This window comes from Caulobacter sp. BP25 (genome assembly GCF_002737755.1).
GTDB lineage: Bacteria > Pseudomonadota > Alphaproteobacteria > Caulobacterales > Caulobacteraceae > Caulobacter.
Map to the genome: position 1 here is coordinate 1 of NZ_PEGH01000018.1, position 11,894 is coordinate 11,894.

The 11,894-nt window shown below is 61.0% G+C and carries 7 protein-coding genes, 3 tRNA genes, 3 rRNA genes and 1 pseudogene; 8 read left to right on the top strand and 6 right to left on the bottom strand.

What is annotated here, in order from left to right; translation table 11 throughout:
• The 6 genes from CSW59_RS13815 to CSW59_RS13840 all read left to right on the top strand — a co-directional run.
• A 16S ribosomal RNA gene (locus tag CSW59_RS13815) occupies positions 1-890 on the top strand; the annotation flags it as partial.
• Positions 891-1,073: 183 nt separating this feature from the next.
• Positions 1,074-1,150, top strand: a tRNA-Ile gene (locus CSW59_RS13820).
• 66 nt (positions 1,151-1,216) lie between these two features.
• Positions 1,217-1,292, top strand: a tRNA-Ala gene (locus CSW59_RS13825).
• A gap of 289 nt (positions 1,293-1,581) precedes the next feature.
• A 23S ribosomal RNA gene (locus CSW59_RS13830) occupies positions 1,582-4,367 on the top strand.
• A gap of 103 nt (positions 4,368-4,470) precedes the next feature.
• Positions 4,471-4,585, top strand: a 5S ribosomal RNA gene (rrf, locus tag CSW59_RS13835).
• 64 nt (positions 4,586-4,649) lie between these two features.
• Positions 4,650-4,726: transfer RNA gene (locus tag CSW59_RS13840), tRNA-Met, on the top strand.
• Between the two features lie 60 nt (positions 4,727-4,786).
• On the opposite strand, the gene CSW59_RS13845 is transcribed toward CSW59_RS13840, so the two are convergent.
• Positions 4,787-6,280, bottom strand: coding sequence for a CHAD domain-containing protein (locus tag CSW59_RS13845; protein WP_099444600.1), 1,494 nt, complete (start codon positions 6,278-6,280; stop codon positions 4,787-4,789).
• A 147-nt stretch (positions 6,281-6,427) separates the two neighbouring features.
• Here CSW59_RS13845 and bioB point away from each other — a divergent pair, with 147 nt between their 5' ends.
• A complete protein-coding gene (bioB, locus tag CSW59_RS13850) occupies positions 6,428-7,438 on the top strand; it encodes a biotin synthase BioB (RefSeq protein ID WP_099444601.1) in 1,011 nt (336 codons plus the stop codon).
• Positions 7,439-7,448: 10 nt separating this feature from the next.
• Here bioB and CSW59_RS13855 read toward each other — a convergent pair whose 3' ends face one another.
• Positions 7,449-7,745 carry a hypothetical protein gene (locus CSW59_RS13855; RefSeq protein WP_099445248.1) on the bottom strand — a complete coding sequence of 99 codons (297 nt, stop codon included), beginning with the start codon at positions 7,743-7,745 and terminating at the stop codon, positions 7,449-7,451.
• Positions 7,746-7,780: 35 nt separating this feature from the next.
• Positions 7,781-7,901 (bottom strand): annotated as a pseudogene (locus CSW59_RS20965) (hypothetical protein); the annotation flags it as partial.
• 763 nt (positions 7,902-8,664) lie between these two features.
• Here CSW59_RS20965 and CSW59_RS20805 point away from each other — a divergent pair.
• Positions 8,665-8,826, top strand: a complete 162-nt coding sequence (locus tag CSW59_RS20805) for a hypothetical protein (RefSeq protein WP_161495055.1) — start codon at positions 8,665-8,667, stop codon at positions 8,824-8,826.
• A 310-nt stretch (positions 8,827-9,136) separates the two neighbouring features.
• On the opposite strand, the gene CSW59_RS13865 is transcribed toward CSW59_RS20805, so the two are convergent.
• The 3 genes from CSW59_RS13865 to CSW59_RS13875 all read right to left on the bottom strand — a co-directional run bounded on the left by CSW59_RS13865 (position 9,137) and on the right by CSW59_RS13875 (position 11,839).
• Positions 9,137-10,945 (bottom strand): ATP-dependent endonuclease, encoded by a 1,809-nt coding sequence (locus CSW59_RS13865; RefSeq protein ID WP_099444602.1) that lies wholly within the window; start codon positions 10,943-10,945, stop codon positions 9,137-9,139.
• Positions 10,946-11,156: 211 nt separating this feature from the next.
• Complete coding sequence (locus CSW59_RS13870) at positions 11,157-11,435, bottom strand: HPr family phosphocarrier protein (protein WP_099444603.1); 279 nt, start codon at positions 11,433-11,435, stop codon at positions 11,157-11,159.
• Positions 11,432-11,839: a PTS sugar transporter subunit IIA gene (locus CSW59_RS13875; protein WP_099444604.1), complete on the bottom strand. Its 408-nt coding sequence runs from the start codon at positions 11,837-11,839 to the stop codon at positions 11,432-11,434. Before CSW59_RS13875 ends, CSW59_RS13870 begins: the two co-directional genes overlap by 4 nt.
• Between the last annotated feature and the right edge of the window lie 55 nt (positions 11,840-11,894).

Here is an 11,894-nt window from a genome sequence, read left to right on the forward strand (position 1 = left end):
TTGAGTACGGAAGAGGTATGTGGAACTCCGAGTGTAGAGGTGAAATTCGTAGATATTCGGAAGAACACCAGTGGCGAAGGCGACATACTGGTCCGTTACTGACGCTGAGGCTCGAAAGCGTGGGGAGCAAACAGGATTAGATACCCTGGTAGTCCACGCCGTAAACGATGAGTGCTAGTTGTCGGCATGCATGCATGTCGGTGACGCAGCTAACGCATTAAGCACTCCGCCTGGGGAGTACGGTCGCAAGATTAAAACTCAAAGGAATTGACGGGGGCCCGCACAAGCGGTGGAGCATGTGGTTTAATTCGAAGCAACGCGCAGAACCTTACCACCTTTTGACATGCCTGGACCGCCACAGAGATGTGGTTTTCCCTTCGGGGACTGGGACACAGGTGCTGCATGGCTGTCGTCAGCTCGTGTCGTGAGATGTTGGGTTAAGTCCCGCAACGAGCGCAACCCTCGCGATTAGTTGCCATCAGGTTTGGCTGGGCACTCTAATCGTACTGCCGGAGTTAATCCGGAGGAAGGCGGGGATGACGTCAAGTCCTCATGGCCCTTACAAGGTGGGCTACACACGTGCTACAATGGCGACTACAGAGGGCTGCAATCCCGCGAGGGGGAGCCAATCCCTAAAAGTCGTCTCAGTTCGGATTGTTCTCTGCAACTCGAGAGCATGAAGTTGGAATCGCTAGTAATCGCGGATCAGCATGCCGCGGTGAATACGTTCCCGGGCCTTGTACACACCGCCCGTCACACCATGGGAGTTGGCTTTACCCGAAGGCGCTGCGCTAACCGCAAGGGGGCAGGCGACCACGGTAGGGTCAGCGACTGGGGTGAAGTCGTAACAAGGTAGCCGTAGGGGAACCTGCGGCTGGATCACCTCCTTTCTAAGGATGCTTCTCCAGTCTCTCACGAGACTATTGAAGCTCCAGACACGGTGCGCTTGACGCACCAAAAAGAGCGGATCGCCGCCGTCTTCGTTTCTCTTTCCACTTGTTCTGGACCGTCGAGGTTCAGGACACGATCGCGAGCCCTGGAGCGGATCAACTGATCCGATCTGAGCGGCCTATGGGCCCGTAGCTCAGTTGGTTAGAGCGCACGCTTGATAAGCGTGAGGTCATAAGTTCAAGTCTTATCGGGCCTACCACTCTTTCCAAACATACGGACCGCACCGACCAGCTCCGCTGGGCAAGCAACTTACACTGAAGTGTGAGGGGCCATAGCTCAGTTGGTAGAGCGCCTGCTTTGCAAGCAGGATGTCGTCGGTTCGAATCCGTCTGGCTCCACCATTTTTCCTCGCAATCCTCGCTACCGCTTCGCTGCTTGAGCGAGGCTAGCTGGTATGGTTGGGAAAATCGCGATCGGGAATGATCAAGTTTGCAGCGGCTTTCGAGCCGATGCGAAGTGACATTGTGAAGGCAGGGTTCCTCCGCCAACCGTAGCTCACCCCTGGGATACGGACCTGGTTTAAGGATGGACTTAAGAAGACATCATTGTCTGACTAAAGGTAGAGCTCATGCTCGATCCCTTCCCGCGAGATGCGGCTAGGGTCGATTATGCATGGGTTTTGCTGAGAACGATCAAGCGCATAAGGGCTTCTGACGGATGCCTTGGCATTGAGAGGCGATGAAGGACGTGGCACGCTGCGATAAGAGCCGGGGAGGCGCGAGCACCCTTTGATCCGGCTATCTCCGAATGGGGAAACCCACCTTTATGGTCACCCAACTTAGTCTCAGCTTCGGCTGGGTCCAGGATTGGATGATCAGAAGAGGTATAATGACCTGAATACATAGGGTTCATTAAGCAAACCCGGGGAACTGAAACATCTCAGTACCCGGAGGAAAGGACATCAACCGAGACTCCCGTAGTAGTGGCGAGCGAACCGGGACCAGGCCAGTGCTGTCGTGACATAAAGCTGAAGGATCTGGGAAGGTCCGCCATAGTGGGTGATAGCCCCGTAAGCGTCAAATAGCGACAGACTCGAGTAGGGCGGGACACGTGAAATCCTGTCTGAACATGGGGGGACCACCCTCCAAGCCTAAGTACTCCTCAATGACCGATAGCGAACAAGTACCGTGAGGGAAAGGTGAAAAGCACCCCGACAAGGGGAGTGAAACAGATCCTGAAATCGGAAGCCTACAAGCAGTCGGAGCCACCGCGCGTGGTGACGGCGTACCTTTTGTATAATGGGTCAGCGACTTCATGTGCCGTGCAAGCTTAAGCCGTTAGGTGTAGGCGCAGCGAAAGCGAGTCTGAATAGGGCGAATAAGTACGTCGCATGACGACCCGAAACCAGGTGATCTATCCATGAGCAGGTTGAAGGTAAGGTAACACTTACTGGAGGACCGAACCGGTGAATGTTGAAAAATTCTCGGATGACTTGTGGATAGGGGTGAAAGGCCAATCAAACCTGGACATAGCTGGTTCTCCGCGAAAACTATTTAGGTAGTGCCTCGGACGTATTCCTTGGGGGGTAGAGCACTGAATGGATGCGGGCGGCGCGAGCTGTACCAATTCTAATCAAACTCCGAATACCCAAGAGAACTATCCGGGAGACACACGGCGGGTGCTAACGTCCGTCGTGAAAAGGGAAACAACCCTAACCATCATCTAAGGCCCCCAAGTTCTGGCTAAGTGGGAAACGATGTGGGTTTGCTTTGACAACCAGGATGTTGGCTTAGAAGCAGCCATCATTTAAAGAAAGCGTAACAGCTCACTGGTCAAGCGAACCTGCGCGGAAAATGTAACGGGGCTCAAGCCAGACGCCGAAGGTATGGGTGTGCGTAAGCACGCGGTAGCGGAGCGTTCCGTAAGCCGATGAAGGTGAGGCGCGAGCCTTGCTGGAGGTATCGGAAGTGAGAATGCTGACATGAGTAGCGATAAAGAGGGTGAGAGACCCTCTCGCCGAAAGCCCAAGGGTTCCTGCGTAAAGCTAATCTGCGCAGGGTTAGTCGGCCCCTAAGGCGAGGCCGAAAGGCGTAGTCGATGGGAATCAGGTGAATATTCCTGAACCAGTTGGAAGTGACGGATCTGGTAAATTGTCAGGGCTTATTGGATTGCTCCTGGCAGTGAACAGGTCCCTGGAAATAACTCCAACGGAGACCGTACCCGAAACCGACACAGGTGGGCAGGTAGAGTATACCAAGGCGCTTGAGAGAACTGTGCTGAAGGAACTCGGCAAATTGCACGCGTAACTTCGGGATAAGCGTGACTCTCTTTTGGGCAACCAGATGAGAGTGGCACAAGCCAGGGGGTAGCGACTGTTTATCAAAAACACAGGGCTCTGCGAAGCCGCAAGGCGACGTATAGGGTCTGACGCCTGCCCGGTGCCTGAAGGTTAAAAGGAGGGGTGCAAGCTCTGAATTGAAGCCCAGGTAAACGGCGGCCGTAACTATAACGGTCCTAAGGTAGCGAAATTCCTTGTCGGGTAAGTTCCGACCTGCACGAATGGCGTAACGACTTCCCCACTGTCTCCAGCACAGGCTCAGCGAAATTGAATTCCCCGTGAAGATGCGGGGTTCCCGCGGTCAGACGGAAAGACCCTATGAACCTTTACTGCAGCTTCGCCTTGGCGTTAGCAACAACATGTGTAGGATAGGTGGGAGGCTATGAAACTCGGGCGCCAGTTCGAGTGGAGCCATCCTTGAAATACCACCCTTATTGTTGCTGACGTCTAACCGCGGCCCGTTATCCGGGTCCGGGACATGGCGTGGCGGGCAGTTTGACTGGGGCGGTCGCCTCCCAAAGTGTAACGGAGGCGCGCGATGGTGGGCTCAGACCGGTCGGAAATCGGTCGTCGAGTGCAATGGCATAAGCCCGCCTGACTGCGAGACTGACAAGTCGAGCAGAGACGAAAGTCGGCCATAGTGATCCGGTGGTCCTGCGTGGAAGGGCCATCGCTCAACGAATAAAAGGTACTCTAGGGATAACAGGCTGATTTTGCCCAAGAGTCCATATCGACGGCAAAGTTTGGCACCTCGATGTCGGCTCATCACATCCTGGGGCTGGAGCAGGTCCCAAGGGTTCGGCTGTTCGCCGATTAAAGTGGTACGTGAGCTGGGTTCAGAACGTCGTGAGACAGTTTGGTCCCTATCTGCCGTGGGTGTACGAGACTTGAGAGGATCTGTCCCTAGTACGAGAGGACCGGGATGGACACACCTCTGGTGGACCTGTCATGGCGCCAGCTGTGCAGCAGGGTAGCTAAGTGTGGAATAGATAACCGCTGAAAGCATCTAAGCGGGAAACTAACCTCAAAACAAGGTCTCGCTGAGAGCCGTGGAAGACCACCACGTTGATAGGCCGGGTGTGGAAGTGCGGCGACGCATGGAGCTTACCGGTACTAATAGCTCGATAGGCTTGATCGTTCTTCAGTCAAACCCATGCAACAGCATGTCTCTACTTCAGACACTGATGTCTTCTTCACAATCTCCGGTCCCGCAAGGGACTGGATGATATCCTTTTCGCTGACCTGGTGGCTTTGCCGGGGGTTCCCCACCCGATCCCATTCCGAACTCGGTCGTTAAGTCCCCCTGGGCCAATGGTACTTCGTCTCAAGGCGCGGGAGAGTAGGTCGCCGCCAGGTCCGCCAAAAGGATATCTCGATTAAGTCCGCAAACCCTGCACACAATCTCACAATAACACCCTGACGCGGGGTGGAGCAGCCCGGTAGCTCGTCAGGCTCATAACCTGAAGGTCACAGGTTCAAATCCTGTCCCCGCACCCAAGGGTCTAGAACGATAAGACGCCGCCTTTGGGCGGCTTTTTTCGTGTCTGGGCCTTGGCTTCACCAGAAGGTCCGGGTGTCGCGAAGGTCCTTCAGCGCCTTACGGGCGGCGTCCAGCAGGGCCTGGTCCTCTTCGCCCAGCACCACACGCCGCGCGGCGCGCGCCAGATCGGGGTCGCCGTGGGCGGCCAGGTCGACGAGTCCTTCCCGCACCGCGCGGTCGTTGAGGGCGCCCAGTGTGTCCTGTGCGGCCTTGGCGGCCTTGACGAAGCGGTCGGCGCGATCAGCGTGCTCGGGAAACAGCGGCGCGAGGTCCTCGGCGGCGTAGCGCAGCGTCTTGCCCTTCAGGCGCAGCCGGTGGCGGGCCTCGGCGTCGAGATCGTCGAAGTGCTTGGCGCGTTTCCTAACCGCCTTGCGACGCGCGTCAAGCGCCTCGGCGGCGTAGGCTCTGGCTGGGCCGTCGCGGACCTGGGCCAGGGCCGGATCGGTCGTCCAGTCGCCGGCCTCGAGCCAGGCGGCGGCTTCCAGAAGCACGGCCCGGGTGCGAGGGCTTTCCAGGGCCGCTTCCATGCGAAGGTAGGCGTTGGCGTGGACGGCCTGAAGCCCGCGTTCGAAGGCGTCCTTGCCGGTGAAATCCGCGCCGGGCGCCGCCCCGCGCCAGACCTCGCCCACGAAGACGTCCAGATCGCGCGCCGCGTCGAACTCGCCCGCCAGCCACGACAGTTCCTGGTCGAGCCGCCGCGCGGCCTCGTCCTGGGCCAGGGGCTTGAAGATCTTCAGCAGGGCGCGCAGCCGCCGCGTCGCGACGCGGGCCTGATGCACGGCCTCCGCCCCTGGCCGGTCGCGCAGAGCCTCCAAGGCGGCGCAAAGATGGCCAAGGTCCGCGCGGCCCAGGGCCTGCAGCGTTTCGCCCACGCTCGCCTTCCGCCCCAGCTCGGTCGGATGCCGACGCCGCGGTAGGCCGGTCTCGTCGGCCGCCAGCTCGTAGCCGCGCTCGGCCTTGCTGACCAGCGACAGCCGCAGCGGCACGCGCGCGGCCAGGGTGCGGGCCAGGTCGAAAAGGGCGCGGGGCGGTCCCGCCTTCAGCTCCAGCTCCAGTTCGCAGACGAGCGCGCGGCGATCGGCGGCGCTGAGCTCGCCACGGTCGAGCGCGGTCTCGATGCTGGCCTCGCCGACCTGGATCAGCTGCGCGATCCGCTCGACATGGGTCGTGAAGACCGGCGCCAGCGGCCGGTCTTCCAGCATCGCCGCCGCCGGCGTCAGGGCCAGGGCGTCGCGGTCGGGCTCGGGCCCCTCGACGCGCGTCTCCCATTCGCCGCGCGAAAAGACGCCGCCCGCCGAGGCCGATTTCAGGGTCTGCTTGCGCCCACCCTCGCCATCGCGGACCCGAAGACCATAGCCAGCGCGGCGCAGGGCGTGGTCGGGGGTGTCGAAATAGGTGGCGTCCAGCTGACGCACCGCGCCCTCGCCGCCCTGCACGGCCTTGAGCTCGGCCAAGGCCAGGCTGGCGGCCTCGGGCGGCAGCAGGAACTTCAGCTCGATCTCGCGATCCATGACCTGATCCACTCCCGCGCGGGCCGCAACGACGCCGAGCCCGCTTCAGCCCTATGGCGACGAACGCCCACCCTGGCAAGCCGTTGCCGGCCAAGCGCGCGCCCAAACTCTTGCCAAGACCATGGCGCCGGTCCAAACGTGCGCGCCATGAGCAAGATCAACGCGTTCGAGCCCCGTCACGACTGGACCCTAGTCGAGGTCGAGGCCCTTTTCGACCTGCCGTTCATGGACCTGGTCCACCGAGCCGCCAACGTCCACCGCGCCTGGTTCGATCCCTCCGAAATTCAGCTGTCGCAGCTGTTGTCCGTCAAGACCGGCGGCTGCGCCGAAAACTGCGGCTATTGCAGCCAATCGGCCCACTTCAAGACCGGTCTCAAGGCCGAGAAGCTGATGGACGCCGACGACGTCGTGGCCAAGGCCCGCGCCGCCCGCGACGGCGGCGCCCAGCGCTTCTGCATGGGCGCGGCCTGGCGCGAGCTGAAGGACCGCGACCTGCCCAAGCTGGCGACCATGATCGCCGAGGTGAAGGCGCTCGGCATGGAGACCTGCGCCACCCTGGGCATGCTGACCGCCGACCAGGCCAAGGCCCTGAAGGCCGCTGGGCTCGACTACTACAACCACAACCTCGACACCGGCCCGGACTACTACAAGGACGTGGTGACCACCCGCACCTATCAGGAGCGTCTGGACACCCTGAGCCACGTCCGCGACGCGGGCATGAGCACCTGCTGCGGCGGCATCGTCGGCATGGGCGAGACGCGCCGCGACCGCGCCGGCCTGCTGCACCAGCTGGCCACCCTGCCGGCTCATCCTGACAGCCTGCCGATCAACGGCCTGGTCCCGGTCAGCGGCACGCCGCTGGGCGACAAGGTCCTGGCTGAAGGCAAGGCCATCGACTCGATCGAGTTCATCCGCACCATCGCCGTCGCCCGCATCGTCTGCCCCAAGTCCATGGTCCGCCTGTCGGCCGGCCGCGAGGGCATGAGCCGCGAGCTGCAGGCCCTGTGCTTCATGGCCGGCGCCAACTCGATCTTCGTCGGCGGCAAGCTGCTCACCACCCCGCTGCCCGACATGGACGAGGACAGCCGCCTGTTCCAGGACCTGGACCTCAAGCCCATGGGCTCGGTGCGGGCCGAGTTCGTGGCGGCGGCCGAGTAGGGGCGCAGCCCTATCGGCTCGCCCGGCGTTCGCGCCGGCGCATCTCGCCGACCAGGCGATCCAGCACCGGCGTGCGGCTGGGCGCCAGCATCTCGGCGCGCGCCTCGGCGAAGATCCGCCGGTTCTCGGCGCAGGTCGCTCGCATCCGCGCCAGCTCCTCGGGCGGCACGCGGTCGGCCAGCGCCTCGGCCTCGCGCTCGGCCCGGTCGGTGATCCGTTCCAGGCGATCGAAGAAGTCGACCATCCCGCGATCGTGGTTGTTCACATGGCGTGGACGCTTGCGGCGCGGCGGCTTGGACTTGGGCATGGGGTTCTCCTGTTGTGTGGGAAGGCGGCCACTCGCCCCCTCCGCGCTGCGCGCTCCTCCCCCAGAGGGGGAAGAAGGTCGGAGCATTCCTTCCGCCCCCTCCGGGGGCGGACGGCCGCGAAGCGGCCAGGTGGGGGCAAGTCGGATCGGCTTCACGCGATCGCTCGCTGAAGTTTGCTGGGGAGGCGACGGAGCGGCCGGGCGAACCCGGAGACCGTGAGTGTGATTTGCGTTTCGGCTCGATCGTCCGCTCCGCCAGGCTGTTCTTGCCCGTGAGGATGGGGGGCGTGAGCGTGTTTCAGCTCGGGACCCCACTAGCCCCCGGACGGGCGCGGACCTGCTGGTGCGGCTACATCCGTCTCCAGCTCGGCGATCCACGATAGGCGGCTTTAAACGATCACCGCCCTGTCGCTCCGCTGCCGGCTTGGTCCCAAGCGGCCCCGCCACCCGTGCGCGCTCCTAAAGAGTAAGCCGCACGACCTGACGAAATCGCCGGGAGCCGCCAGCGGCCCCGCTCAACCTATCCCCATCGCCGCGACTCCTTGCGAGAGACCGGTCTGCAAGCAGACCGTTGGGCCGGATCCAAGCGCCCTCCCCGCGACGGGGACAGCTCTGAGTATGGGGGTGGTTCCAGAGGGGGAGGATAGATTGGCGTGTAAAAGTGAGAAGTCGTTGATTTCGCTCGCTTTGATTCCGTCTACGCCGAGCGTTCAGCGCATCTGGCCCCCTTCTCCCCTTGCGGGAGAAGGTGTCCGCGAAGCGGACGGATGAGGGGTTGATCGCCCGTCCGGCCGCCGTGCTACCCCTCACCCGGCCCTGACGGGCCACCCTCTCCCGCAAGGGGAGAGGGGCGACGCCGTTTGACAGATCGCCAGCTCGGTTGTTGGTTTCCCCATGGGACACAAGGCGAGGACCACCCATGCTGAAACCCGGCGACGGAAGCCTGAACTGGCCGGCCCTGATCGGCCTGGTCGTCGTGCTCGTCATCCTGGCGACTGTGATCTGGCGCGCCGACATGGGTGAAGAGGTCACGCTGAACGTCAGGGGCGCGGGCCAGGTCCCGGTCGCCGCCGAGCGTTGAGCCGCGCCAATCCCCTCTCTTTGAAGAGAGGGTTTCGGGTGGTCGGCCTGCTGTGTCGCCCGCCCGTCCTCCAGCGACGGGAGCCATCCTTACATCTCACGGCGAGACGATCGCGGGGCTGAGCGGGTTGCTCAAGGACGACGCTCCGCGTCGCCGCACGGCGGCCGGCTGGAGGCCGGTCCTTGACCAACCCGCTCAGCCCCGCACGCTCCAGCCTCCAAGAGATGTAAGGTTGGGTCCGACCTGGGGAGGTCGGGGAGGCGAGTTCGAGATTTCGTCCGGAGGGTGCATAGATATATTAGTTGTGCATCTAGCTGCTCAAGAAGTCCCACGCTGCGTTGGCGATTTGGTCGATTTGGCTTTGCGGCAGTGTGTTGGCTGCTGCGTCAGCAAAACGCTCCTTGAAATTATTGGGCACGCCGCGAGAAAAGAACCAGTCTATCGTGCCAGGCACTGCTGCGCGAAGAGGAGCAGATACGGCTTGGCTGAGATGCTTATGGTATATTTCATGTATCTCTGACCTGGATTCCTCTATCCCTCTGGGGCCAATGATATCTGCGCAGAGTTCGACGGCCATCTTTGCTGGATAAAGAAATTCAGAAGTAAAGAAAAGATGCTCGGGTAGAATGGAGTATTTTTTACAGAAATCGGCGTTTTCGGGTGACTGTGGGAGTACCCATGCACCCAATCCGCTGGATACTTCGTGGATTTTTGCTGGAGGCGCTTTTCCGCAGATATTTTTATGGGCCGTACGGCCTGCCCGATCGTTATCAAATAGGAAAAGGACTTTAGCTTCCGGATGTATCGCGCCTGCACTTAGTAAGCGCGGCAACAGTTCGGGGGTCGTCGAGGGCGTGCCACCGAGTATGCGAACGTTGACCGCGCTCCTTGGAAGTCCAGCCCTGACGAAGGCTGCGTCGAAGAGTTCCTTGTCGAACCGGCCCTCGACAAAAAGGGTCGGTGATCTCAACTGCTCAAGTTTCCGCTTTAATTGCTCTGCCTGCGCTTCGATTGCATCGCGATCTTTCTTTAAGTTACCCCATTGTCGGATCAAATAAGGAAGTTGGAGGAGGCTTGCCTCCTTCATCCGGCTTTCGGCGTCATCTAGCGTATCTATTACGCTAATAGCGTTTTTCGGCACGACGATATCTCGGGCACCATCGCTGACCTGTTGCTTTGAGACGAACACTCGTCGGATATCGGCCTTTGTCCGATCAGAGCTGGCTAGATAAAAAGCCGGTGAATGGCTCGTTATGAAGACTTGCGTGTCGGAGCGCGCCGCCACCTCGGCAAACCGCTCTGCCTCAGCATCTGCCGCGCCCAAGTCCAGAGAATTCTCTGGCTCCTCGAAACCCCAGATGAAGAATTTTTTCCCGGACTCGTGTTCGTTTATATAGCGTAGCAGCTCAGGTAGGTGACGGGCTTTAACGCCGTCGCCCTTCTGCCGGAGTAGGGAATGGCCGTCTTCGCCATGGGCGAAGTCAAGAGATCTGAAAAGCAATCCCATGTCCGTTGGGGCGGCCAATTTTGTAGTTGAGCCAAAGAGCTTGCTCAAGCCTGCCGACAGGCCACTAGTTTGTGCCCGGATTGCTTCAACGAAGGTGTCGGTTGCGCTTTCGAAGCCGCTACTTTGAGCGGCAGCCCCGTACATGCGCTCGATCAGGTCGCCGAAGACTTGAAGATCCTTGATCGCGGGAATGTAGCTGAAGTCTATCTGGTTGAGGAACCGCGTCAGCTGAATCCTGGAGCCTTTTGAAAGGCCGCGGGGCAGTGTGTCCGTCCGCTCTCCATAGATATTCCACTGCCGCTTTATAGAGATCGTGTCGCCAAGCGAGGCGCGATAATTAGGCGGAACATTAAAGTCGATACGGATCGCGATGAACTGGCGCCCCTTGGCCGCTTTGGCCGCATCGCGCCGAATATCGCTGAAATCTAGATCGAATTCAAACTCTTGGCCTGGATCGACCTCTTCGTTGAAGAACAAGTTCAGCGCTCGCAGCAGGTTCGACTTGCCGCTGTCGTTGCGCCCGAAAACCACGTTCATGTCGCCGGGATTAACTAGCACCGCCGTGTAGAGAGAGCGGAGGTAGTTGATCTCGATACGGCGGATGAGCTGCATGAGGCGACGTCGCTCCTAGTGGCCGCGCGCGGCAACATTCGGCCGGTGCGCGAATCGGAAGGCCTACGCCACTATTAGATGATCCGCTTCACCTTTGACTGTCTACGGCCCTCGTTGAAGGCTGTCCGCCATGACTGAACGAGGCCCCATCTCCCTTCCTGCAGATGGCCAAGTTCCGCCCTTGGTACCTAACAGGTCCTCGCCCGCCCCCCTACCGCTCCTCATCAAACCGGTTCGCCACCAGCTCGCACAGCGCCTCCAGCGCCGCCTCGGCCTCGGGCCCTTCGGCCGAAATGTCGATGGTCGAGCCGATGCCGGCGGCCAGCATCATCAGGCCCATGATCGAACGGGCGTCGACGCTGGCGCCCTCGCGGCTGACGGTCACTTCGGCGTCGAAGCTGGAGGCCATCTTGACGAACTTGGCTGAGGCCCGGGCGTGCAATCCCCGCTCGTTGACGATCTCGACCGTTCTGGACGTCATGCGGCTCACTTCTCTCCGGCGAGCACGTAGGAGGCGACGGAGATGTACTTGCGGCCGGCTTCCTGGGCGTGGGCGACGCAGGCCTGCAGGGTCTCGCGCTGGCGCACGCTGGCCAGCTTGATCAGCATGGGCAGGTTCAGGCCGGCGATGACCTCGGCCTTGGTCTGCTCCATCACCGAGATGGCCAGGTTGCTGGGCGTGCCGCCGAACATGTCGGTCAGCAGGATGACGCCCTGGCCGGCCTCGTCGACGGCCGCGCAGGCCTTGAGGATGTCGGAGCGGCGACGCTCCATATCGTCCTCGGGGCCGATACAGATCGCCTTTACGGCGGTCTGCGGACCCACCACATGCTCCATCGCGGAGACAAACTCTTCCGCCAGACGCCCGTGCGTCACGATCACGAGCCCGATCATGCCAGATATCTCAAACGGGATCCCCATTCCGTCCGCGACCCTAGAGAACGCCGCG